24 protein-coding genes and 1 pseudogene are annotated in these 24,846 nt (G+C 53.7%); 19 read left to right on the forward strand and 6 right to left on the reverse strand.

What is annotated here, in order from left to right; all coding sequences use genetic code 11:
• Window positions 1-10: 10 nt before the first annotated feature.
• The 14 genes and pseudogenes from IPM59_10190 to IPM59_10255 all read left to right on the forward strand — a co-directional run bounded on the left by IPM59_10190 (window position 11) and on the right by IPM59_10255 (window position 9,729).
• Complete coding sequence (locus IPM59_10190) at window positions 11-616, forward strand: dihydrofolate reductase family protein (protein ID MBK9215950.1); 606 nt, start codon at window positions 11-13, stop codon at window positions 614-616.
• 433 nt (window positions 617-1,049) lie between these two features.
• Window positions 1,050-1,586 (forward strand): hypothetical protein, encoded by a 537-nt coding sequence (locus IPM59_10195; protein MBK9215951.1) that lies wholly within the window; start codon window positions 1,050-1,052, stop codon window positions 1,584-1,586.
• Between the two features lie 14 nt (window positions 1,587-1,600).
• Window positions 1,601-2,461, forward strand: a complete 861-nt coding sequence (locus IPM59_10200) for an alpha/beta hydrolase (protein MBK9215952.1) — start codon at window positions 1,601-1,603, stop codon at window positions 2,459-2,461.
• Between the two features lie 112 nt (window positions 2,462-2,573).
• Window positions 2,574-2,975 (forward strand): VOC family protein, encoded by a 402-nt coding sequence (locus IPM59_10205; GenBank protein MBK9215953.1) that lies wholly within the window; start codon window positions 2,574-2,576, stop codon window positions 2,973-2,975.
• The gene (locus IPM59_10210) at window positions 2,972-4,906 is read left to right on the forward strand and encodes a 2-oxoacid:acceptor oxidoreductase subunit alpha (protein ID MBK9215954.1); all 1,935 of its coding nucleotides are present in this window, start codon (window positions 2,972-2,974) and stop codon (window positions 4,904-4,906) included. Before IPM59_10205 ends, IPM59_10210 begins: the two co-directional genes overlap by 4 nt.
• 237 nt (window positions 4,907-5,143) lie before the next feature.
• Window positions 5,144-5,386, forward strand: coding sequence for a hypothetical protein (locus tag IPM59_10215; GenBank protein ID MBK9215955.1), 243 nt, complete (start codon window positions 5,144-5,146; stop codon window positions 5,384-5,386).
• Entirely contained in the window at window positions 5,383-5,562 is a 180-nt protein-coding gene (locus IPM59_10220; protein ID MBK9215956.1) for a hypothetical protein, read from the forward strand. The genes IPM59_10215 and IPM59_10220 overlap by 4 nt, the downstream gene beginning before the upstream one ends.
• 8 nt (window positions 5,563-5,570) lie before the next feature.
• Window positions 5,571-6,548, forward strand: a complete 978-nt coding sequence (locus tag IPM59_10225) for a site-specific DNA-methyltransferase (protein ID MBK9215957.1) — start codon at window positions 5,571-5,573, stop codon at window positions 6,546-6,548.
• Window positions 6,526-7,287 carry a restriction endonuclease gene (locus IPM59_10230; protein MBK9215958.1) on the forward strand — a complete coding sequence of 254 codons (762 nt, stop codon included), beginning with the start codon at window positions 6,526-6,528 and terminating at the stop codon, window positions 7,285-7,287. The genes IPM59_10225 and IPM59_10230 overlap by 23 nt, the downstream gene beginning before the upstream one ends.
• Window positions 7,288-7,448, forward strand: a pseudogene (locus IPM59_10235) (NAD(P)(+) transhydrogenase (Re/Si-specific) subunit beta).
• A gap of 69 nt (window positions 7,449-7,517) precedes the next feature.
• Window positions 7,518-7,745 (forward strand): addiction module protein, encoded by a 228-nt coding sequence (locus IPM59_10240; GenBank protein ID MBK9215959.1) that lies wholly within the window; start codon window positions 7,518-7,520, stop codon window positions 7,743-7,745.
• Entirely contained in the window at window positions 7,742-8,035 is a 294-nt protein-coding gene (locus tag IPM59_10245) for a type II toxin-antitoxin system RelE/ParE family toxin (GenBank protein ID MBK9215960.1), read from the forward strand. The genes IPM59_10240 and IPM59_10245 overlap by 4 nt, the downstream gene beginning before the upstream one ends.
• A gap of 161 nt (window positions 8,036-8,196) precedes the next feature.
• Complete coding sequence (locus IPM59_10250; protein ID MBK9215961.1) at window positions 8,197-8,469, forward strand: type II toxin-antitoxin system HicB family antitoxin; 273 nt, start codon at window positions 8,197-8,199, stop codon at window positions 8,467-8,469.
• Between the two features lie 207 nt (window positions 8,470-8,676).
• A complete protein-coding gene (locus IPM59_10255; GenBank protein ID MBK9215962.1) occupies window positions 8,677-9,729 on the forward strand; it encodes a 2-oxoacid:ferredoxin oxidoreductase subunit beta in 1,053 nt (350 codons plus the stop codon).
• A gap of 81 nt (window positions 9,730-9,810) precedes the next feature.
• Here the strand turns inward: IPM59_10255 and IPM59_10260 are convergent, their stop codons facing one another.
• Complete coding sequence (locus tag IPM59_10260; protein ID MBK9215963.1) at window positions 9,811-10,662, reverse strand: universal stress protein; 852 nt, start codon at window positions 10,660-10,662, stop codon at window positions 9,811-9,813.
• 243 nt (window positions 10,663-10,905) lie between these two features.
• Between IPM59_10260 and IPM59_10265 the strand changes: the two genes are divergently transcribed.
• From IPM59_10265 to IPM59_10285, 5 genes are all read left to right on the forward strand, one after another.
• A complete protein-coding gene (locus tag IPM59_10265; GenBank protein ID MBK9215964.1) occupies window positions 10,906-12,111 on the forward strand; it encodes a succinylglutamate desuccinylase/aspartoacylase family protein in 1,206 nt (401 codons plus the stop codon).
• A gap of 5 nt (window positions 12,112-12,116) precedes the next feature.
• Window positions 12,117-14,051 (forward strand): CBS domain-containing protein, encoded by a 1,935-nt coding sequence (locus IPM59_10270; protein ID MBK9215965.1) that lies wholly within the window; start codon window positions 12,117-12,119, stop codon window positions 14,049-14,051.
• A 168-nt stretch (window positions 14,052-14,219) separates the two neighbouring features.
• Window positions 14,220-14,951, forward strand: coding sequence for a Crp/Fnr family transcriptional regulator (locus tag IPM59_10275; protein MBK9215966.1), 732 nt, complete (start codon window positions 14,220-14,222; stop codon window positions 14,949-14,951).
• 99 nt (window positions 14,952-15,050) lie between these two features.
• Window positions 15,051-16,076: a cytochrome C gene (locus tag IPM59_10280; GenBank protein ID MBK9215967.1), complete on the forward strand. Its 1,026-nt coding sequence runs from the start codon at window positions 15,051-15,053 to the stop codon at window positions 16,074-16,076.
• Window positions 16,077-16,091: 15 nt separating this feature from the next.
• Window positions 16,092-18,173, forward strand: a complete 2,082-nt coding sequence (locus IPM59_10285) for a hypothetical protein (GenBank protein MBK9215968.1) — start codon at window positions 16,092-16,094, stop codon at window positions 18,171-18,173.
• A gap of 52 nt (window positions 18,174-18,225) precedes the next feature.
• Here the strand turns inward: IPM59_10285 and IPM59_10290 are convergent, their stop codons facing one another.
• The 5 genes from IPM59_10290 to IPM59_10310 all read right to left on the reverse strand — a co-directional run bounded on the left by IPM59_10290 (window position 18,226) and on the right by IPM59_10310 (window position 24,825).
• Window positions 18,226-19,821, reverse strand: a complete 1,596-nt coding sequence (locus IPM59_10290; GenBank protein ID MBK9215969.1) for a NapC/NirT family cytochrome c — start codon at window positions 19,819-19,821, stop codon at window positions 18,226-18,228.
• Window positions 19,822-19,911: 90 nt separating this feature from the next.
• Window positions 19,912-20,244, reverse strand: coding sequence for a cytochrome c (locus tag IPM59_10295; GenBank protein ID MBK9215970.1), 333 nt, complete (start codon window positions 20,242-20,244; stop codon window positions 19,912-19,914).
• Between the two features lie 171 nt (window positions 20,245-20,415).
• On the reverse strand, window positions 20,416-22,359 hold the full coding sequence (locus IPM59_10300; protein MBK9215971.1) for a cytochrome b/b6 domain-containing protein: 1,944 nt from the start codon (window positions 22,357-22,359) through the stop codon (window positions 20,416-20,418).
• Window positions 22,360-22,374: 15 nt separating this feature from the next.
• On the reverse strand, window positions 22,375-23,655 hold the full coding sequence (locus IPM59_10305) for a hypothetical protein (protein ID MBK9215972.1): 1,281 nt from the start codon (window positions 23,653-23,655) through the stop codon (window positions 22,375-22,377).
• Window positions 23,656-23,661: 6 nt separating this feature from the next.
• Window positions 23,662-24,825, reverse strand: a complete 1,164-nt coding sequence (locus tag IPM59_10310) for a hypothetical protein (GenBank protein ID MBK9215973.1) — start codon at window positions 24,823-24,825, stop codon at window positions 23,662-23,664.
• Window positions 24,826-24,846 lie beyond the last annotated feature (21 nt).

The raw sequence follows: 24,846 nt of genomic DNA on the forward strand, positions 1-24,846 counted from the left end.
GGAGAGAGTGATGAGAAAAGTAATCGCATGTGAATTTATGACGCTCGATGGCGTAATACAGAATGAGGAAAATGACGGCGACGGGTTTAAGTGGGGCGGGTGGTTTTTTGGGTATGCGGACGAGGCGACCGGAGCGGTAGTGCAGGAGCGGCTGGCGAAACCGGTCGATCTGCTGTTGGGACGAAAGACGTTTGCCGCATGGGAGACGTATTGGCCGACGCATTCGAACTTTTGGCCGAACTGCATGACCGCGACGAAATACGTCGCTTCAAACACGCGCGACTCAAGCGATTGGCAGCCCGCCGTTTTCCTGAGCGGCGATCTTGCGGAAAATGTAAGCAAGCTGAAACAAACGGACGGCCCCGACCTTCACGTAATGGGAAGCGCTGATATGCTCCAGACGCTGTTCAAAAACGATCTAGTTGATGGACTCGAACTGATGATCTTCCCGATCACGCTTGGCCCCGGCAAACGCCTGTTTGCCGATGGAACGATCCCCGCGTCATTCAAGGTCGTAAGCAGCCAGATCAGCCCGAACGGCGTCATCATCGCCTCCTACGAACGCGACGGCGATGTACGATCCGGCGGCGGCCCGCAGATAAAAGAGGATGAGTAAAATGCGTTTCGTCGCGAAGTTGAGTGTAATGAAGGTGTAGTGCCAGCGTGGAAATCGAAACGAAAATGAGCATACAATAAACCCGCAGGGCAACTAGCCACGTGCTTTAGCACGTGGTAGTGTATCGCGAATATTCGGTCAGGGCGATTTATCGTCCTTACAAATTTGCAGAACCGAACTGTTAAAAGCCGGATCTAGAAGGACGTTAAAACGCCCTTCGATAAAATTTGACAATCTGACCACGCCGTAAACGGCGTGGCTAATTGCCGCGAAAAGCGGTTTGGGCAAAGCCTGGCTACACTCAAGCCAACTGAGACCCAGATCTCGCCAAACGCCAGTACCAAGTTAAACTACGAATGAGATGCCGACGTAAAAACCGGCGCCCCTCATATAGAAGAGAACGATTAGAATAAGGTCGCCGGAATCTAACCTCATGGAACCTCTCGAAGAGACGCTGAATCATTTGTATCCTGACCGCGTTATCCGGCTTGACGACAGAAATTCTATTCCTGGCAATGAATATATGGTTTATGTATTGGGGCACAACAACATTGCCATAGTCGTTGGTCACGGAAAAAGAAACAGGGCCGCGGTAATTTTTGATGATCTTAACCGTAAGACTCCTGCCCACCTGAAGGCGTTGTTGGTAAGGATATATCGTCTACTTAATAACTCTGGCTTCGACCGTTTTATCATTTCTTGTGGTGACAAGAACGCGGCGAAGACGATCGAAAAACATCTGCACAACGAGATCGGGGGGAATAGTTGTGCGATTCCGGAACCGTTAATGAAATCTCTGACGGACGGCATTAGAGATGACTATGCACTGTTATTCCTGAATCTAGCGGCTTGCTCCTCATTCGATGGCCTCCACGATTTAAGAAAGTGGCGACGAAAAGGCCTGATATCGGACTCCACATGGGGAGTTTTATCGAAAAAACTTCGGCTGGAAGAATTGAACTGGAACTAAGAGCCCGAAAGATTATGAAGACGATAACTTATTTTCTAACAATGCTCCTGTCAACCGTCGCATTCGCACAGCACAAGCCAACGGCGGGTTATGCACCGGTCAACGGGTTGAAGATGTACTACGAGATACACGGCAGCGGCGAGCCGGTGGTTTTGCTGCATGGGGCGTTTATGGCGATCTCGGACGACAACTGGAGTGTGTTGATCAACGAGCTTGCCAAAACGCGGAAGGTGATCGCGGTCGAGATGCAGGGTCATGGGCGGACGGCGGACATCAAACGCGATATTGCTTATGAAAACCTTTCGGACGATGTTGCCGGGCTGCTTGACTATTTGAAGATCGAAAAAGCAGACATTATTGGCTACAGCCTCGGTGCCGGTACGGCAATGATGACGGCGATCCGCCACCCGGAAAAGGTGCGAAAGGTTGTCAGCATTTCGCACCCGATCCGCCGCGACGGTTGGGTTCAGGCTGCCAACGACTTTTGGCCAAACTTCTCGTTAGAAATGATGAAAGGAACACCCGCCGAAACCGAGCGCGAGAAGCTTAATCCAATTCCCGGCAGCTTCCCCGCTTTTTTCGCTCACATCAAAGCGGCGGCGATGCGCCCGTGGGATTTTGGTGCCGATAAATTCAAGGCCACCAAAGCGCCGATGTTTTTCATCTTCGGCGACGCCGACGGTGTGCGGATCGAGCATATCGCTGAAATGTACAGCCTCAAAGGTGGCGGCCATATCCATGGCGATATGATGCCGCGTTCGGAATCGCGGCTCGCCATCATCCCCGATACGACGCACGTCACGCTGATGAACCGCATGGCCGTCATCATCCCAATGATCAGCGACTTCTTCGACGCAAAGCCCCCAAAAACCTAGCTAAACATCCTCGCCGCAAAGCCCCAAAAACCTAGCTAAACATCCTCGCCGTGGCCTACTCTGTGGTGCGAAGGCTCCGAAAGCGGTAGAATGCGAACACTGAGGAGAGGTTATGGCAAAAGTTACAGGAATTGGCGGCGTGTTCTTCAAAAGTAAAGGAAAAGGAGCCGATCTTGGGGCGTGGTACAAGGAAAACCTCGGCATCGAGCTTGAAAGTTGGGGCGGAGCCATATTGCGTTGGGCGGACGATAAGGCCGACGACGGCGGGCTAACGGTCTGGAACGCGGCGGACCACGATACAAAGTGGTTCAACCCAAGTGAATCCTCGTTCATGATCAATTACCGCATAGATAATATGGACGAAATGCTCGCCCGGCTAAAGCAAAACGGCGTCGAGATCGTCGGCGGGCCGGATCTGGCTGAGAACGGCAAGTTCGCCTGGATAATGGATCCTGACGGCAACAAAGTAGAACTTTGGCAGCCGATGGCTTGGGACGAGAAGAATAAGCAATGAAGGTCAACGACTTTATAGTTAGATTCGCGAATGTAAATGGCACCGGTTCGGCTTCGGCGAATGCTCTGTTTACCAAGGCTGTGTTTCGCATGGGCGTGCCTGTTACGCCGAAGAACATTTTCCCATCGAACATTCAGGGCTTGCCGACATGGTATGAGGTTCGCGTGTCGGAGAAAGGCTATCTCGGTCGTCGCGAAGGTGTGGACATGATGATCGCCGTCAATCCGCAGTCGATGAAGAAAGACTATGCGGACGTAATGCCGGGCGGCTACTTTCTTTACGACTCGTCAAAGCCTCTGCCGCCGACATACGAACGCGACGACATCACGCATATTCCCATCCCGCTGATGAACCTCTGCAACACAGAGTACACCGACGCTAGACAGCGGCAGCTTTTCAAAAACATCATCTACATCGGAGCCCTCACGGCGTTGTTCGACATTGAGTTTGCGGTGCTTGAAGGCATGATCGGCGAGCAGTTTAAGGGCAAAGAGAAACTGATCGAGCCGAATATCAAGGCCCTTAACATCGGGCTCAAATACTCTCGGGAGAATTTCGAATGTCCATTAGATATTCGCATCGAACGCCGTGATCTTCTGAAAGACAAGATCTTGTTTGGCGGGAATTCAGCGTGCGGGCTTGGTGCGGTTTACGCCGGAGCGACGGTCGCCGCGTGGTATCCGATCACGCCTTCGACGAGCGTCGTAGATGCGTTTGCGAAATACGCGGCAAAATATCGCGTCGATCCTGAGACCCGCAAAAACAACTACGCCATCGTCCAGGCCGAAGACGAGCTCGCAGCCATTGGCATGGTAATGGGAGCAATGTGGAACGGCGCACGGTCGTTCACGGCAACGAGCGGACCGGGCGTTTCGCTTATGAACGAGTTCCTAGGTTTGGGCTATTTTGCCGAAGTTCCGTGCGTTCTGATCGATGTGCAGCGAACCGGCCCTTCGACAGGAATGCCGACGAGGACGCAGCAATCGGATATTCTTCTCGCGGCGTATGCCTCGCATGGCGACACCAAGCATCCGCTGCTTTTCCCGGCGACTGCTAAAGAATGTTTCGAGATGACCGCCGATGCCTTCGATCTTGCCGAACGTCTGCAAACGCCCGTCATCATCATGACCGACCTCGATCTCGGTATGAACGATCATGTCACCGATGCATTGGTTTGGGACGATTCGAGGCAGTACGATCGCGGCAAGATATTGACACAGGTGCAACTCGATCGCATCTACAAAGCGATATCGAACGGCAACGGAAACGGCGCCCATATCGAATCGCAGCCCGACGCAGAAGCCGAGCATGCAGGAGAATTCCTCGATCAGTTCAACGGCAAATGGGGCCGTTACCTCGACATTGATAACGACGGCATTCCGTACCGCACGATCGCCGGCACAAATCCGACACGCGGAGCGTTTGTCACACGCGGTTCGTCCCGCGACGAGTACGGCGTTTATACCGAAGACGGAGCTGCATATCAACGAAACGTCGATAGATTGGCGAAGAAATGGGAAACCGCGAAGAAGCTTGTTCCTGAGCCGGAGTTCTACAACAGCTCCCCTCCTTACGAAGGGGTGGCAGCCGCTTCGACTGACGGGGTGGTTCTCACTACAAACAAGGACGGTGTAATTTTCTTTGGTACAACTACGGATTCCGCTTTAGAAGCTCTAGAACTTCTCGAAGCTGACGGCTTCCATCTCGACGCGATGCGCCCGCGGGCTTTTCCGTTTGGCGAATCGTTCCGCGAGTTTGTCGCGTCGCATTCACGCATCTTCGTCATCGAACAAAACCGCGACGCCCAATTCCGCAGCCTGATAATAATCGAACTCGGCACCGACGCCGCCAAGTTAATCTCCGTCCTCAACTACGACGGCATGCCGATCACAGCGGATAATATTTATAGGCAGATAAAGGAAAAGTCGTGATAGATTTTGAGATCGTCAGCGAAATAACTGACATCGAAACAATAGCGAGCGGAACCGGCATTCGCGATCGAGCGAGATTGAAAAAGCAATATGGTGGAACTCGTTGGCGGAAATTGAAAGGGACTGCGTCAGTAAGATTGCTAAGTGGTAGAATACGGCTAGCTGAAATTCATTGGTATGAAGCTCACGGCATCGGAAAGAAGGAATTCAAATTAAAGCCGCCGTTCTTAGATTGATATGAAAGGAAAGTTTTTAGCACTTTGTTTAGACAACGATGGCTATAAGGCATCGCTTGAAGTCGGCAAGGTTTATCCGGTCATTCGCGACAAGGCAGCGGAAAAGGAAGGTTATTTGCGCGTTATAGACGAGAGCGGGGAAGATTATGCTTTTGCCGCAGATCGTTTTCATATGGTTGAACTGCCGTTGAAGGTGAAACGGACACTCGCCGCGCACGCAGCAGTCTTTGCGAGCTTGGCGTGATCGAACAATCAGCAACCGCCGACACGTCCTTGAAAATCCAGGCAGGCATGGTCACGGTCCGCATCCTCGACGGCATCGTCCGCAACGTTTACGCCAACGATCCGGGCAAACTCGCCGCATGGATATCTGCCAGCCTCGTCGAAAAAGCACCAAAGAAACAGGCACCAACTCCGTAGGTTGCGAAATGGATAAGGTAAAAGAGCGAATGAGTGTATTAAGTTCACCCGAACTAGACAAACTAATCCCGAAGTTAGCGCGGGACGAAGCTGAATTGAAACGGATTCAGGAAGAAGTCGCTACGCAAAAAACAGTTCATTCGATTCTTGTTGGCGATTCACAGGACATTTCGTTCATTCGCGACGAGTCGGTCCATCTTGTTCTCACATCGCCGCCCTATTGGAATCTGAAGGAATACAACGACCACGAAGAGCAACTCGGTCACATTGACGATTATAAGACGTTTCTTGAAAAACTTGATTCGGTCTGGCGGGGCTGTTATCAGAAGCTCGCAGTTGGTGGAAGAATGGTTGTGGTCGTGGGGGACGTGTTGAGATCGAGGCGTGAACATGGTCGTCATAAGGTTGTACCGCTTCATGCTGACATTCAAGTTCGTTGCGAAAAGATCGGTTTCGACAATTTGGCGCCTCTCATCTGGCACAAGATCGCCAACGCAAGCTTTGAGGTCAAAGGAAATAGTAAATTCTTGGGCAAGCCATATGAACCAAACGCCGTAATTAAACACGACCTTGAATATATCCTTATGCTAAGGAAAGGTGGCGGCTACCGAACACCGACTCCCGAGCAACGTCGTCTATCCGTGATTTCCGAACCGGAATTTAACGAGTGGTTCCAACAGATCTGGACTTTAACAGGCGCTTCAACACAAAAAGGCCATCCGGCACCTTTTCCCGAAAAGCTCGCGCACAGACTTATTCGAATGTTCAGCTTTGTCGGCGATACCGTTCTTGATCCCTTTCTCGGCTCAGGCACTACGATGCTCGCCGCAGCGAAAGTTGGAAGAAACTCTATCGGAATAGAGGTTGATAAAACTTATGCTGAACAAGCCCGTCAGCGGTTCGAGAAAGCATTCGGAATGTTTGATAGCGAGACGATCTATTTGAACTACGCGAAGGTACCACATGAGCAAACTGTTGCCGCCTGATTTTGATGAAAGAGTGAGCCGAGCCGTTCAGCAATTTTGGACGGGACGGCTTAGTTCGTCAATAACTACTCAAGAGGGCGGTCGAGGTTCGGTGATCGCCGGAAAAAACCTTGATGGTTTTTCAGAATTGATCCGTGACGTAGCGCTCTATGCAGGTATTCCTTCCGAGAACATCATTGTTACGGGCAAGTCAAAACTTACTATTCCCGGCTATTTTCGACCTACGAAGATGTGGGACGCTTTGGTCGTTTACAAGCGTCATCTTGTCGCCGCCTTTGAGCTAAAGTCACAGGTCGGCCCATCGTTCGGAAACAACTTCAACAATCGTTCCGAAGAATCGATAGGTTCTGCGGTTGATTTTTGGACGGCGCATCGCGAAAGCGGGTATCGTGTGCCCGAACAAGAAGGACTTTTTCAACTTTCAGACAGCAAACCGCCTTTTCTTGGTTACTTGATGTTGCTTGAGGAATGCCCCGCTTCGACGAGCCGTGTAAGAGTTGACGAATCTCATTTCAAGATCTTTCCGGAATTTGTAGATTCATCCTACGCCAAGCGATATCGACTATTGATCGAAAGATTGTTATCCGAGAAGTGGTATACGTCCGGATGCTTGCTACTGTCGAACCGCGAGTCCGGTAAACTCGACGGCTCATTCACGTCGCCAACGGACACGCTGCATCCACGCTCATTATTTGCGGACTTCGCTGCTGCATTGCTCGCGGCGGTCGAAACTTATTAAATGCAACAAAGCCTGATCACAATCGCATACATCGCCGCGAGTGCGTTGTTTATTTTGAGCCTTGGGGGGGGCTGAGCCAGCAGGAGACGGCGCGGCGGGGGAATTTGTATGGGATCGTCGGGATGCTGATTGCCTTGGTGGCGACGGCTGCGGCGAACTGATTGCGGATCTCGAATTCCTGATTGCGGCTTTTGATTCGTGGTAAAATAGCTCTTCAGTGAGGTAAAGGAATGTCAACGGTAGCCGAAGCAGAGGAATTGGTATTCAGTCTCTCGGAAAAGGAGCGCGCAGAATTGATTGGTAAGATGATACGTTCGCTTCCTTCGCCTTTTGTCGCTGAGGACGAAGATTGGGTAGAGGAAGCATTGCGCAGAGACCGAGAGATGGACGAAAAACCTGAAACCGTGCTTACCGAAGAACAATTCTTTACGTCGCTGCGAGAGTATGTTCGCAAATGAGAGCCGTATTAAGTTCGGCTGCTGAACGCGACGTTAAGCGAGCCCTAGATTATTACCTTAGAGAGGCCGGAGCCGACGTTGCCGATGATTTTATCGACCGGATCGAAGCAAAACTCGCGCAGATAAAGAAAAATCCCGAGTGGTATCGAATTGTCGCTAAAGGTCTTAGGAGCGTAGAACTTGACCGATTTCCTTACAGTATCGTTTACCGAATTGTGAACAAAACTCTTCTCCGAGTGACGACGGTTCGTCATCACAAACAACATCCGGATTTCGGACTCAATCGCTAATTATGACCTACGTTAGATCAACATTTAGACATCCGGCATTGCCGAAGAATGAACTCGGCTACACGGTGGATTATTATGAGGGTAGCTTGAGCACGTTGTGTGCGGGGTGCGGGCATGATTCACGTCACGGGCGAAGCGTCGAGGCGTGCTAGAATAACGATATGTCAGGGAATTACATATTGAGCGATTATGTCGAATTGGCCTTGCAAGAGGCTGAGTACGACAAGCTACAGGACAGCACATTTGCCGGCCGAATCCCGTCGTGCAAAGGCGTCGTGGCATTCGCGGCGACGTTACGAGAATGTGAGAGCGAGTTGCGCTCTACACTTGAAGATTGGGTCCTCGTCGGTCTTAAACTCGGTCACGAATTACCGGTCCTCTCGAATATTAATCTGAACCGCGCCCCAACATATGAGCCAGTGGCATCCGTGTAAACGCGCGGACTTCATTCAAAGGCTTCGACGACTTGGTTTTGATGGGCCGTATTCGGGTTCGAGACACCAATTTCTTGTTTTCAAGAATCATCGCCTGACTGTTCCATCGAATGCGGAGTATTCAGTTCCGCAGTTGAAGATGATGTTGCGAGAAGTCGCCTCGATCCTAGATCGCGCTATAACGGTCGACCAGTGGGGTAAGCTTAAATGACCTACGTCAGATCAACATTTAGACACCCGGCGTTGCCGAAGAATGATCTCGGCTACACGGTCGACTATTACGAGGGCAGCTTGAGCACGTTGTGTGCGGGGTGCGGGCATGATTCGATCAACGCGGCGATCGTCGAGGCGTGTTGGCAGATGAATATCGAGCCGCATAAGGTGGCGAAGCTTTCGGGCATCGGGTGCTCGTCGAAATCGCCGGCGTATTTTTTGTCTAACTCGCATGGATTTAATTCGGTCCACGGGCGTATGCCGAGCGTGGCGACGGGTGCGAATTTGGCGAACCGTGACTTGATCTATTTCGGCGTTTCGGGCGACGGCGACACGGCGTCGATCGGAATGGGACAGTTTGTCCACGTCGTGCGGCGAAATCTAAACATGGTTTACCTCGTGATGAACAACGGCTGCTACGGCCTGACGAAGGGGCAGGACTCCGCGACGGCGGACGCTGGTTCTAAATCGAAAGCCGGAAGCGTGAACCTGTTCGAGGCCATCGACCTTGCCGGTCTCGCAATTGAGCTGGGAGCGACCTTTGTTGGCCAAAGTTTCTCAGGCGATAAGGAGCAGCTTGTCCCGCTGCTCAAAGCGGCAATGAAGCACGAAGGCTTCGCATTATTGAACGTCATCTCACCTTGCGTGACGTTCAACAACAACGCCGGCTCGACCAAGTCATATGATTACGTCCGCGAGCATATGGAAGCCATCTCTACAGTCGATTTTGTGCCCATAGCCAAAGAGATCCTGACCACATACGAAGCCGGCTCGATCAGAGAGCTTGAGATGCACGACGGCTCGATGCTCCACCTTCACAAACTTGAAAAGGACTGGGACCCGATGGACCGACTGTCGGCCATCAATGCGATTCACGCCGCAAAGGTAAAGGGCGAGATCCTTACCGGTTTACTCTTTATCGATGAGGGATCGAGCGACCTGCATTCGCTTTTGAATACGTCCGATCTCCCGCTCAATGCGCTTTCTCAGGATGTGCTTTGTCCCGGCTCGGATGCCTTAAGCAAGCTCAACTCGGCTCTGCGTTAGTGTGATGCGCAAAAAGGCGAATAGCACGTAATGCGGAGGGGCAAGGCGTGCTATTCGCATTATGTCCGCATGGGGAACATTCTAGCTGCGGACAATCTCTACTGAACAATGGGCCCCGGACGCAACTGCCGTCGACACGCTGCCCATAACCAATCTCTCGGCCGATCCCGATCGTGCGTGCGGCCCGAGAAATATCGTATCGGCGTGCCAATCAGCGGCCTCACGGATGATCTCGGACCTCGGATCTCCAAACCGAACACAGACACTGGACTCAATGCCGGCTGTGCGGAGCCGTCTCAATGACGCCGAAGCGAGGGTTTCGGCCCATTGTTCAGCAAACTGCTCTCTAACGGCCGAGTCACGCATCTGCGGCATAAATCGACCGATCGAACCCAGAACCGAACTGTCAGCGACTGCCAGCAGCCGCACTGTCGCCGGAGAATGCCAGCTTCGCTCGACAATACTATTGACAGCGTTGACTGAGCCCACCGACCCGTCAAACGCTACGAGCAGGCGTTCAATATGGTCACTCGCCCGGTACGGAACGCGCACGATGCGGACCGTGCACTCAGCCGAACTCAGTACTCTCTGTGCGGTTTGGCTGAGAGTCGATGGAGTGCCGAAAATGCGACCCCCGCACCCACCGATCACAATAATGTCAATATCGAAGGCACTGGCTGCAGCGACGATCTCGTCCGAAGGCGAGCCTTGAGCCGTTAGAGTGGCAACTTCCAATACGGGAAGAGCCTTTCGCAACTCGTCGGCCGCCCTCGCGGCCAGCATGCTTACATCTCTATTTTGACCGGAGGCCTTATGCATGTCTGTGACGGAGATCACAATTACTGAATCTTTTTTGCAAAGACCCATCTGGCCAACGCTCTGGACGGCAGCCTTTGAGGTTTTCGAACCGTTGTAGCAAAGTAAGATCCGCATTGTGGCCAGTCATGGGGAGCGAACCCGAAAAAGCCTCACGGCCAATTCTGTGGGCAAACAGTATGCCACCAATAATTCAAGCGAAAACTTCATTTTCGAGGACAAAAGTGCGAAGTATTTCGCACAGGGCAAGAAAATTCCCCGCTGTCCTACACTTTCTCCCTACTCGACGAACTCGTGTATCCTAAAATCGCACGCTCCGGATTCGGCATAAGGTTTGCTGTCAATTGCGTGGAAACAACGATGCAATCTGAAACGGTGAACGGAGTACAACGGCCCAGCCTGCCGGTTTCCGGCGGAGAAATAGTCCACGGACAGCACTTGATCGCTGCTTTCTCTTGTGACAGCACAGGGCCGACACTCATCGTTGTCGCCGGACTTCACGGAAATGAACCGGCCGGCGTCGACGCTTTGCTGCGCGTCGCAAAGCTCCTGGACTGCGCCCATCACGAATTGAACGGAAGGGTGTATCTACTTGCGGGAAATACGCGAGCGCTCACGGAGCGAGTCCGCTATATCGATGCTGATCTCAACCGTATCTGGACGAGCTCTAATCTATCAAAAGCCGAAGGTACAAGGTCATCGGCACCGATTGAGAGTTCAGAACTTGCAGAGCTGCAGGCGATTCTCGATCACATTCTCATTACTGCTAAAGACGAGGTCTATGTTCTTGACCTGCATTCGACATCGGCGGGAGGGAGGCCGTTCGCAACTGTTGGCGATACGCTGCGTAATCGCGCTTTCGCTCGTAGGTTTCCTGTCACTATTGTCCTTGGGATCGAGGAACAACTGGATGGGACCATGCTTGAGTTCCTGAATAGTCTCGGCGCGGTGACGTTTGGCTTTGAGGGAGGCCAGCACTTGGCCCCCGAAACCGTTGATAACCACGAAGCTCTCACCATGCTCGCGCTTGAGAACGCCGGGATTGTTCGGCGCAAGACATTACAAGCTGAGCGGTATAGGGAATTGCTCAGACAGAATACGGGGGGCCGCAAGATCTATGAGGTTCGCTATCGGCATCCCGTTACCATCGATGATAAGTTCGAGATGCGTCCAGGCTACCGCAACTTCGACCGCATCAGACGCCACGAGATAATTGCCAATGACCGCACCGGCCCGATCAAACCGCCAGAGTCAGGGGCGATCCTGATGCCTTTGTATCAGAAGCAAGGTGAAGACGGCTACTTTCTTGTTAGGAAGGTAAGGACGTTTTGGCTCTGGCTGTCCGGCCTGTTGCGCAGGCTCCGCCTAGCCGAGGCCCTGCCGCTGCTTCCCGGCGTGAAAAGGCAGGAAGGTGATCCCTATACGCTTGAGGTAAACACCCGCGTTGCGCGGTTGTTTCCATTGCAGATATTCCACCTACTTGGCTTCAGAAAACGTCGTTGGCACGGCGATGATCTTGTCGTGAGTCGGCGGCGACACGACTTCAAGAGTCCATTCGTCGACTAAGTATCATGGGCGAAAAGCATATCAACGCTGGCTACGACAACGAACAGATGCGGGCATTCACGCTCGCGGTGCTGAACGACCTCGAGGCCTTTCAACGTATGCTCGACGCCGACCTCTTCGATGACGTCCTTCGGATCGGTGCCGAGCAAGAGATGTTCCTTGTCGACGAGGCCATGCATCCCGCGGGCGTCGCTTTGGATGTGATCGAGGCGGCCGGCGATACCCGGCTTACAACTGAGATTGGAAAGTTCAACCTTGAGGCGAACCTGACGCCTCAGGTCTTTACGGGCGGCTGTCTCCGTCAAATGGAGAACGAACTCCGCGAACTCACCGGCATCGTCAGAACTGCAGCAGCAAGGTCTAATGCGAGCATGGTCCTCGCCGGGATCCTTCCGACAATACAGGCGTCTGACCTCACGCGCGAGAACCTCACGCCGCTACCTCGTTATCACGAGATCGACCGCGTTGTAACGAAGCTCCATGGCGAGAACCGCGTTGTCCAGATCAAGGGGCTCGACGAACTTCAGCTTACCTTGCAGGACACATTCACCGAGTTTGCGAATACGAGTTTCCAGATCCACTTTCAACTCAGTGCAGAGGATTTTGTCCGCTATTACAACTGGGCCCAAGCCATTGCGGCGCCGGTCCTCGCGTCGGCGGTCAACTCACCGCTTTTGCTCAATCATCGTCTTTGGCATGAGACGCGGCTCGCCCTGTTTCAGCACGCGACGGACACTCGATCACAAGCACACAAGGAGCGCAATCAACCGCCGCGTGTGAATTTCGGCGACCGGTGGGTCGATGGTTCGATCATCGAGATCCTGCGGGAGGACGCGGTCCGGTTTCGAGTTCTGCTGACACAGGAGGTTGGGGAAAACTCACTCGAATCGCTCGCAAATGGTCGGATCCCTGATCTTGCCGCATGGCGGCTGCATAACGGTACGATATGGCGTTGGAATCGTCCTTGTTATGGGATAGTTGAAGGAAAACCAAGTCTGCGGATCGAGGCCCGCTACCTGCCTGCCGGCCCTTCCATCCTTGACGAGATGGCGAATGCTGCCTTCTTTTTCGGGCTGATGGTCGAGCTTCCTGAGGAGTTCGGTGACATAACGCGGTTCATGTCATTCGACGATGCGAAGAACAATTTCTTCAACGCAGCACGTTACGGATTGGGTGGCCAGATCCGCGGATTCGACGGACAAAGCCGACGCGTAGGGCGAATTATCCTTGAGGAGCTGCTTCCTCGCGCACGCAAAGGTCTTGAGCGGGCCGGGATCGACCCCTGTGATCAGAACCGGTATCTCAACGTTATTGAGCGACGCGTCGCGGCCGAAAGGACCGGCGCCCGGTGGATGCTGGATTCGGTCGCTAGCATGGACCCGCGAGCAAAACTCAACGTTCGAATGCGCACACTCACGAAAGCAATGAAATCTTTGCAAGAAAGCGGCAAGCCGATGCACGAATGGCCCCTGGCCGAGATACCGGACAGGTCCGAGTGGATAGATAATTACAAGACGGTCGAACAGTTCATGGCCGTTGACCTCTTTACAGTAAGGCCCGAAGACATCTTGGATCTGGCGGCCAGTTTAATGCACTGGCGACACGTTCGCCATGTACCCGTTGAGGACGATGCCGGTCGGCTCCTTGGCATCGTCTCGCATCGTGACCTTATAAAGCTGATGGCATCAGGATACCTCGACAGCAGGCGCCCGATATCGGTCAGGGATATCATGACGACGGACCTGGTTACCGTCGAACCCGAAACGCCCACATTGACGGCTCTGGAGCTTATGCGCGAACAGAATATCGGCTGCTTGCCCGTGATCCGTGATGGACGACTTGTGGGTCTCGTTACCGCACATGATTTCTTGACAGTTTCAGCAAAACTACTGGAAGAGCGTCTCGGCAGTGTATTCGCAAGAGATCCTGATAACGTGTAAAATCCGCGACAAGCGCGAACTTCTTCGCATCGACCTGAATATCTAGCTGAAAGTAGGGTCCTCTTGCTATCCCTGGTTGCCGTTTATACCGATAACTAATGGGTTTCCTCAGGACGCTGAGTGGAACGCCGATTGCTGTGGAAGCAGAGTGGTAGATGCGGGGTTAATATGGACACGACAAAAAATGGGTATGCCTTGACGAGTTGCACTCATTGCAGTGTTAGTCAGACGGAGTCATTTTGTGAACTTCGGAGTTCGGACCTGAGCGATCTAGACGATCTGAGATTCAGACGGATTTGCCCGGCCGGCACAACACTCTTTGTTCAGGGGCAGCGCGCTGATGGTGCCTTTATTCTATGCGAGGGACGCTTAAAATTGCGAAATTCCTCTGCTGACGGACGAATAGTGAGCTTCGGAACCGCGACTGCGGGTGAGATGCTCGGATTGAGTGCTGCAATCTCTGATGGCGAGTACGAGGTTACCGCCGAGGCGCTTGAGACTTGTCAGGTGAATTTTATCGCCCGCGATGAACTTCGTCAGTTTCTCTTGACACACCCGGCCGCCTGTCTGAACGCATTACGTCAGACAAGTCAGAACTATCAGAGTGCGGTCAAGCGGATCTGCTCCCTTGCTGCCTCGGATACCGTAGCGAACAAACTGGCGCGTCTGCTATTGGATCTCGATAAAAATCGGGACCAGGAGACTCTGGCTCTCAGCATGGATCAGCCCCTCACTCACGAGATCCTTGCAGAAACTCTCGGGGTTTCTCGAGAAACGATTACGCGGACCCTTAAGCGATTCAAGGAAAGTAATGTAGCGACGCTCAGGGGGCAATCTCTTGTGATCCACAACAGAGCGAGGCTTGCAGCCATCGCAAAACCGGGCTCCGATGCGGCATAAAAAATGCGATCAAGCTGTGATTTTGCTCACAGACAAAACACAAACGCTTAGGCTAGACTGGCACGTAGTTCGATAGACACATTAGATCTAGGAGGCGATATGATAGCTTCAAACAAGAGTATCAAGCTTGCCCTGCTAGTGCTGTTCTCACTCCTTTTCATGGGCTGGGTGATGCACGGACTTGAAAGGAGCGATGCGGCCAACTGGTCCGCCGAGCAGTTTCCGCTTCCCGCAGGTGTCAATCCGGACGATTATGTCGGAAGCGAGGCCTGCCAAGCGTGCCACGAAGATCAATCCAAGGGTTTTACGGGCACGAAGCATGCCAAGCTCGGGCAGATCGCGAGTTGGAAGAATAAGGCCCAGGGTTGCGAATCGTGTCACGGGCCGGGCCGCCTGCACGTTGAGGACTCAACCAATCCAAAGGGCATTATCTCATTCAGGAACAAGAGTTCTAAACAAATATCCGAGACCTGTCTTGCCTGCCATGCCGGCAAGGAGGCCCACAGCAATTATCGACGTGGCGAACATTGGCGGGCCGATGTGGGGTGCACCGATTGCCATAGTGCGCACGGGTCGCCCATGCCTGACTCGCGTCCCGGCTCACTGACGTTAGTTGGGCAGGCGACAAACCAGAATCCCGGCGTCGCCAATACCGCTATGCTGCGACAGAACGAGCCGCAACTCTGCATCGGCTGTCACACTGAGACAAAAGCTCAATTCACAAAACCCTTCCATCATAAGGTGTTGGAGGGCGCGATGAACTGCAGCAGCTGTCACAACGCTCATGGTGGCTTTGAAGCGAAACAGACAAAGCTCGCCGTCGGGGCTGACATATCCTGCATTGGCTGTCATTCCAACAGGCAAGGGCCGTTCGTTTTCGAACATGCACCGTTAAAAACCGAGGGATGCATGGCTTGCCACACGCCGCATGGGACGAGCAATCCAAAGCTGCTCAACCGGAGTTCGGCCCGCCAACTGTGCATGGAGTGTCACAGTACGATCACTGCCCAAGTGGTGCCGGGCACGCCGTCATTTCATGATCAGGCCAACGTGCGATGGAAGGACTGTACGGTCTGTCATGCGGCAATACACGGCTCAAACGCCCACAAGGCGTTCTTTAGGTAATGGAGGTTAACTGAGATGAAAAAAGCACATGTTTGCAGGATCTTCAACGCTAGTCTCCTACGCCTCACGATGATAGCGGCGTCCATTTTGGCCACCGCATCCGTGAACATACCGGCACAATCACCGAGCCCGTCTCCCAATGGGTCGGACGCGAGCTTCGCCGGATATAAGGTCACATCGTCGAGCGAATTTGGTTTTAGGGGAAAAGACCTAAATGGCAGCGAGAATAAGTTCCGCAGCGATCTGAACTATAAATCCGGTTTTCGGGTCTTCGACAGTAACTTGCTCCTGGAGACCGAGAACTCGAAAGGGAAGCCGTTCGACTCAATGCTTGTGTCCGTCAGCGGCTGGGGGGCTGACCCCACTGGGCTTACACGGATCAAGCTCGACAAATTTGGCGTTTACAAAGCCGATCTTACGGTTCGGCGGATCCAGTACTTTAATAATTTGGCGAATCATGTACTGAATGAGCATACACAGAATACGCGCCGCACGATGGCCGACCTGGATATCACACTTTTTCCGCAAAGTGAGACGTTTCGGCTTCTCTTTGGTACATCCTACGGATTGAGTCGCGGCCCCGGGGTCTATACGACCCGTGCATACGGGGACGAATTTCCGGTCGATACGTATGCGAAGATCAGAAGTAACGACTATCGGTTCGGTGCAGAGGGGACATTAGCGGGATTCAACTGGGGCGTCACGCAAGGCCTTAGGGATTTCGGCGATCTATCGAAGTTCAGTATTATTGCTCCGACACCGGGGAATAACCCTGCGAATACTTCAGCCCTCGCCACATTCAGTCGCGTTTTTCCAACGAACGGCAGGGTATCCTATACGAATGCCCGCCTCCATCGAACATTCTCCAAGAGATTCGATGTTACGGCGCGCGCCATCTACTCGGTCAGCCGCTCAGAAATGGAAATGATCGAGAGAATAACCGGTCGTGACCAGAGCAATAATTTCGTCGATCTTGACCGCTTCGCCATATTCGCCAAAACGAAACGGATCCAGTTTCGCTCGGACGTCGGGTTTACGTTCATGATCACCGATGCAGCCCGGGTCTCAAATACCACAACATTCGACCGGTTCTCGATTAGCGGCGATGAGAACTTTGAGGAGGCGTTCTACCGTCGAAATGCTGCGGGAAATCCACTTGCGACAGTGGTCACGCGTTCTACCGGATACCGGTTGAAGCATTATCGGCGGCTGACCAATACGGCAGAGTTTGATTATCAGTTTTCCAACCGCCTCGGGTTTCACGTTGGATATCGGTATACGAAACGCAATGTAGAGGGAGCCGGCGTTGACAATGTATTAACCTCAGCTCCATCGCCAACAAATCCGCTTCTGATCAACTTTGAGGAGCACAACACGACGCACGCGGGCATAGGCGGTGTGAAGATCAAGCCTACCAAGAACTGGGTGATCTTTGCCGACGCTGAGAAGGGAAGCGCGGACAACGTATTCACGCGTGTTGAGAACTACCACTATACGAACTTTCGGGCCAGGAGCCGCTGGACACTAAATGACTTTACGATCAACGTATCCGCGATGACCAAGGACAACACGAACCCGACGTTCAATATCGTGGCACCAACCGTCGACTTTGTCACTCGGATCAGACATAGGAACGTCTCGGGAACGCTCGACTGGACGCCGAACAGCAGGTTTGGCTTTAGTGGCGGATATAACTATAGATATCTAACAAGTTATACGCCCATTATCGTCCCTGTCAGCAACGTGCTCCGACAGGGCTTTAGCCAGTTCTTCGTTCGCGATCATTATGGGTTTGCGGAAATGACCGCCAAGGTCTCTTCCAGGCTTTCCTTTTTCGGTGCCTATCGTGTAAACCGCGACCTCGGCCAGGGATCAAGAGCATCCTCGGTGATCGAGCAGGTCATTACCTCATATCCGATGCGATTTGATACGCCTGAGATTAGGGCTGCCATTCGCCTTAACGACAGGATAGACTGGAATATCGGTTATCAGTACTACAACTTTAAGGACGTTCAAACACCTGTGCAGAACTATCGGGCTCACCTCCCTTATACTTCGGTCAAGGTCTATTTCGGCTCTCGTGCCTTAGACCGATAGCAGAAGACGATCGTCCTCGCCGGCCGGCGGCTCTCGGGCCGCCGGCTTTCATTCACTTGTTTCCCATCTGAAGAGGTTCCTTGTGGCATTCGGCACACTGGAATTGGGAGATATCACCAAGATTCATTGGGTGACTAAAGGGCCGGTCACCTCGGTGGCATGATGCACACTGCCATGTATTTTTGTCACCGAGATTCACAGGGTGCCGGAATAGGCCGTCCGCTGGGTTCACGATCCTACCATTGAAGGTCTGGGCGACCGTCGTATGACAGACCGAACACTCATTTCGGATCACTTGTCCGTCATTTGAGAAGTGCTGCCCGTCATGGCAGCGAAAACATCCCTGGGCATTGTAATGCCCGATGTTATTCGGATGGGCGCGCCAGTCGGTCTTCATCTCGGGGAAGAAATACGTCCGATAGATCTGCTGCACTTCAGCCACCGCTGAGCGTATCGACGCCAAACGTTCGGAATAGATGTCAGGATAAGTATTACGATAATACTCATCGAGCCGATGGGAAATGTTTTCTACCGCCTGCTCATTCGTTTCGTAAGGTGTCGCGAGGACCTCAACGGCCCGTGCCTTTATGTAGGGAAGCTGCTGATCGAGGCGTCCTGCTTCCAGGGATCGATCAATAGCCTCGCTCGGCGACAGGTAAATGTGGGCCGGCCGGTTATGACAATCGATGCAATCCATCGTCCGTTTCGGAGCACTTGCGATCTCACCGGCTGACATTGCCGAATCCTTTGCTTTGTACTCCACAATGCGGCCCGTCGCATCCTTCATCTGCACCCACGGAATGATCTGCCGCTTCTCATCGGCGGCAACGAAGGTAACCTCGTTTGAGATATTCATATGCCAATGAATGCCGCCGACGGCACCGGAATCTGGATCGCCACCGCCGACCTTGAGATACATACTCGTCCGGTTGAGGGAATTACCCTCGTCGTAAGCATAGTGGCTAAAGACCTTTAGCACATCGCCGTGGTATTTTTCCGACCAGTGGCACTTTTGACAGGTCTCCGTCGCGGATCGCATGTTGTGAACGGGCGTCTGGATAGGGCGATTATAGTGTCCGGTGACCACTCCCAAGAGCTGCCTTGCACCCGAGAACTTAGCCTTGACGTAGGCATCCGCACCGCTGCCAACGTGGCATTCCACACATCGAACGCGCGCGTGAGGCGATGCCTGATAAGCGACGTATTCGGGGTTCATTACGCTATGACATGCTTGTCCGCAGAATGTTACCGATTCGGTGTATTCAAACGCCCGATAACTGCCGAATGCACTCATAAAAAGAAACAAGAACCCGAAACAAACAACTACGACAAGTCGCCGACGGCGGCGTGGGTCGTTCAGATCAAGCACAGGATATGGACGCACCTCGCCGGGTGAACGTGTACGGCGCCGTCGGCGTTCGACTAGGGCACCGACGCCTGCTACCGCCAAGCCTAAGACCAGCACCGAAGGAACAAAAATGAAGGTGATCAGATCCGCATAAGGGTTTTCTGTCCCGCCTACAGTTTCGATCAAAAACAGCAGTAGAAAGCTGGTGAAAGCCGCCGCTGCGACTGCGAGACCGATGAAACTGATGTAGTTGCGCAATAGCCCTGATGAATATCCGTGAGGTTTTGCTTCGTCGCTCATAGATCGCTCCTTTTGCAAATGCAGCAAGGCCGCCAGGTGGATCACCAACTGGCAGCCCTGCCGATCAGCCGTGTGCCGATAAACGGCGGACTACTTTGGCTGTCGCAGGTCCTTCATATACGCGGCCAGAGCTTTGGCCATGTTTTCGTCAACGCCCTTGTCACCGTAAGACGGCATATTTGGCGGCTTCTCGGCCTTCTTCCCAGTCAAGATGGCCTTCACAAGCTCCTCGTCTGCTTTCGCCGGGTCGAAGAACTTTGTCGCGACCGGAGTATGACACATCGCGCATTTGGCTTTGTAAAGGTCGGCCGCGGTGTCGGGCATCGCGGCACCGCGCACCGGTGTTGACCTGAAGAACATCAACAGTCCTACCAATGCAGCAAAGATCAAGATCGCTATCAACTTTATACGATTGCTTTTCATGAGATTCTCCTGAATCAAAGTTGTTTCTTGCGGCGTCTTGGGTCCACGCCTTCAGTTTATCTATAAGCAATCGATATGCCATCCCAACTTCGAATAACCGGCGGTAAACGGTCAGGTTTTCGTGTGGCGCCGCCTCTCAGCATCTACCCGGCGCGAAAAATCCCGCACGAGTCAGTGCTTGACCGTGAATAAAGTCACAAAGATCGCGATAACAAGGAACAGCCCGATAAAATAAGCAGCGAATCCGAAAATGCGGGCAACGGCCCTAAATGACTTCGAAGGGGGCGGTACGATGATCGTATCGAGCGTCCCCGCGGCCAGATGCCGCTCATATTCGACCGGCCTCTCCTCTTTGAACCACGACAGCCGAACGCGGCCGGTGAACATGACAATGTCCATCGGGAAATTCTCGGGCCGAAGATGATTGTGGAAGAAGTGAAAGGCGAAAATGAATGCCGTTGCCAGCAGTGCCTCTTCGCTGTGTACGATCATGGCGATGTTCAACGCCTCACCCGGCAGAAACCATGAGAAGAAACCGGGAAACCACAGCATGAGGCCCGAGAGTCCGATCACGGGCACGCCCCAGAACACCGCAAAGTAGTCAAATTTTTCCCAATACGTGAACCGGTCGAGTTTGGGCTTTGGTCCGAGGTATAGGAACCAGCGAAACATCTGCAACGCATCGATAACGTCTTGCCACCTTGGGATCATGGTTGTCGGGCCCTTGAACGCTGACCAGTCGCGTTCAACGAATGCCTTTTTGAGCACGAAGAACAAGTGGTAGCCAGCGTAAACGAATGTGATCACAGCGGCGAACCGGTGAATAAAACGCGTAACGTCGAGCCCGCCATGGACCTCAACTAGCCACTTGCCCCAGTCGGTGAACGAGTACATCAGCGGCAGCCCCGTTGCGGCCAGAGCGAGAAAGCTGAGGATGATCAGCAGGTGCGTTATGCGGTGGCGTCGAGAGAACCGCTCGACCCATTGGTCCTCTTCTTCACGAATGCGTTTATGCGTCTCGCCGCGTATCATCGCAACGATCGAACGCTGAAGCCAAAGGGCCGTGTGGAGGCCAAAAAAGCCGAACACCAGCGTCAACAGCCACTTCATGAACGTATTGATCGCATACGTCCAAAAGCCCTTCGCCGGATCGTTTGGCTCGGGGTGAGGGTTGAACGACGCGAAGTTCGCCGTGGCATTCTGATGACAGGTTGCACACGTCTGGACCACATTTGCCCGGTTTACTGACGACGTCGGGTCGGATGCCGGCAAGTTGTGGTGCGGCGTATGACAATCCGCGCAGGTGGCGGCAAGTCTGTAATCAAGGGCGGTCGCCTGGCCGTGGAAAGTATCGCGATACGTCGGCTTCTGACTCTCATGGCATTCGCTGCATCGGTTCACCATCTGCATCGCGAAATCGCGTGTCGTCGCCGGCGCTGGCTTGTGAGAGACGGCCTCGTGACAATCGATGCACATGGGAGCTTTGGTATTACCCTCCTTGAACGCCTTGCCGTGCGCGCTCGTCTCCCATTGCGGCACGATGCCCGAGTGACAGGTGTTGCAAACCTTTGAGAGACGGTTTCTGTCGAGCCGGAAATTGTCGGCCTTTGTTGACTGGATCGTGTGCCGTCCGTGACAGTCGGAACACGACGCCGCCCGCGTGTCGCCCTCGGCAAGAAGACGTCCGTGAATGCTGTCGTGGAATGAGTTGTACGCGTTCTCATGGCATTTGCCGCAGGTCTGCTCCTGTTTTGTCGCGTAGACCGTGGACCGCGGATCGCTCGGCGGAAAGTCCGTCGTCATGTCGCCGCCTACCGTGTGACAATCGGTGCAAACCGCGGCGGGCTTACCGTTTTCCTGCAGCTTGGCATGAATGCTCGACAAGTATTGCCGGTGAGCATCCTTGTGAAACTGCTCGCCCTCGCCGAGTTTGGGCAGCGTCGTCCCCGGTCCGTGGCAGCCGGAGCACTCAAGTTTTACCGTATGGGAAAATTGCGTCGGTGGCGTAGCGGTCGGCCCGTTCTGGGCCGTCGAAAGCCCACCGTGAGTGAGAGACAAGACTGCCAAAATGACGAGAAACGCGACCGCGGATCCGAGCTTCAGGCTGTTGTTCATAACGCCTCCCTTTATCTACCGGCCAAACTGCCCGCCGGTGTGACACCTCCTGCAGTTGGCAAATTCCTCACCGAATGCACCTTGGTTGTCGTGGCACGTCGCGCAGTTCGTTCCCGCACCAGGTGCCTTATGCATCCTGACCGTTGGTGCCGTCATCCCGACGCCGGAAGGGGCATGGCACGAGTCGCAGCCGAGAAAATCGTGCTTTGAATGTGCAAAATTGCCCGGAATGACCGCACGCGACGGCTTTATATCGATGCCGCCGCCGATCTTGTGACATGAGAAGCAAGTGCTCTTGGCCGCAGCCTCCTTGCCCGGTGCGTGACACTGAAAACACGTCGTGTGGGCGTTCTGCCCGTTCGGCACAGCAAAATTGGCGCTGCCGGGCTTGTGACAGGAGGCACAGTCGTTTTTGGCATGAAGGGCGTGGCTGAACTGCACGCCAAACCGCCCGGATGACGGAAGTTCAGTGTGGCACCGCTTGCAGTCGGCCATTCGTGCCGGCCCGAACGCTCGTTTCGAGTTATGACAAGTCGCGCAGCTATTCGCCAGGTTCTTGTGTTCCGAGACCGCGATCTCGGACATCCTATTTCCGCCCAAAGGCTTGTGACAGTTGTCGCACGAGATCCGGGCATGATTTGCGTGGTTAAAGTTAAAGCCGATCCGCGCGGTCGTATCCACTATGCGATCCGCCCGGCCCATCTCGTGGCAAGTCGAGCACGAGCCGATATTTCGGTCGCCGACGACCTTGTCGGCCGTGTGACAGGACATGCACGACGCATGCGCATCGCCACCGGACGGCACCGTCATACCGTCGCCTTGGGTCGAGTGACAGGTCGAGCAGGACGCCAATCGAATGTGAGACGTGTGGTCGAACTTCGTCCGAAAGCTGCTGATCGATGGGAACGCCTTAAGCTCCGGCGTGTCGGGCCCCGTATGGCAGGTCGAGCAGATCGGGTGATCTTTGTTTTCGAATTGCGGCGTATGGCAGCCCGCACACGGCGTATGCGACGCGAACCGCGGACGGAACGCCTCGTCCCTCTGCTGATGACACAGAAGACATGGAATGTCTCTGTGCCTTTCATTGTCATGGCGGAACCTCGAGAAATCGACGTCTTCCATCTCGTCCGTCGATACCATGTTTTCAGGCAGAGGCTTGAACGGACTCTCGGATTCCTTCTTCTCGGTGACTGAACTCGTGCAGGAGGACAGAGATCCCGCGAGAAAGGCCGGCAAAGCAAGCGCCGCGATCAGTAGTTTGCCCCGGCGCCGGTTATTCGTGATTCGTGAACGCATCAGATCTTAGTTTCCGGTAACCGCCAACTTGTGAGATTCGGGCACAGGCAGACGGCCAAATGAGATGTGACACATTGAGCAATCGAACTTACGGTCCCCCTTACGCCTTGCATTCTCGGTATTCAATCCTCCACCGTCTGCCGCGGTCCCGGTCACGTGACACATCACGCAGGCAGCGATCGTCACACGGCCGGCTTCCGCCTCTAACGTCTTTATCGACTCGACCGCGTGGCACGTCGAACAGGGTAGGTCGGCGTGCATTGCAAACCCATGCCTAAATTTTCCCGAGGCGATCCGCCTGCCCGAAATTAGCCGCATTTCACGATCGAATCCGGCAATATCTGCAGGCAATTGCGGATCAATATCTGAACGTGGCATCGGCCCTCTCGGCTTGTGACACACCGCACAATCCGCCGGTACAGGTGACATGCCAGACTCAGGTGTGTGACATGTAAAACACTGCTGGTGGCCCGTAGGTGAGGACTTAAGAGTACCGGCCTTCGGCCAATACCGCGCACCCCACTTCTTCGGAGGTGCAGAGATAAACCCATCATCTGCATCGCTTGAGATCCCTATCGTACTATGGCAGACGGCGCACGATGTCTCGTCCGGCCCAAGGCGGGCACTCAGAAATACACCATTTAACGCTGGCTTTCCGCTCTCGCTCACGATCCCTACATGTTTGTCGTGCGGAAAGAATACCGCGAAGGCAGATTCGCGCGGCGACGCCTTAGGCCCTTTATCGTAAAGTTCCCTCGGATTCCGAAACGGGTATCTTATACCTCCCTCGGGCGACGTCATCTGGTGACAGATCGAGCAGATCTGGGGCGGACGCCCGCTGAAGAATTGCTGCCGATGGCAATTCAAGCAGGATTCGTGCTTTGGAAAGTCGGTCACGTCGGGGAACGCTCCGTCACCCGACCGAATGGTCTTCCAATTGCTCGAAGGAAAGGAATGGCACGACGCACACTCTTTTCGATGGCCATCGGTTGTGTGCGAAAAGGCGTCGTATTGTCTCGATGCCGCTCCAACCGAACGCTGGCCCGTCCTCTGCGCCCCGACGACCAAAGTCACGGAAGCATCCATTAGGATTCCCGCAGCGAAAACCACGATCGTGCCGACAATGAACAGTCGGATAACTAAAGCTATAGTCGATCGCCGAAGTTTCACTGGAGTTGCGATTGAATGATA

The sequence above is a fragment of the Chloracidobacterium sp. genome, assembly GCA_016715795.1.
Taxonomy (GTDB): Bacteria; Acidobacteriota; Blastocatellia; order Pyrinomonadales; family Pyrinomonadaceae; genus OLB17.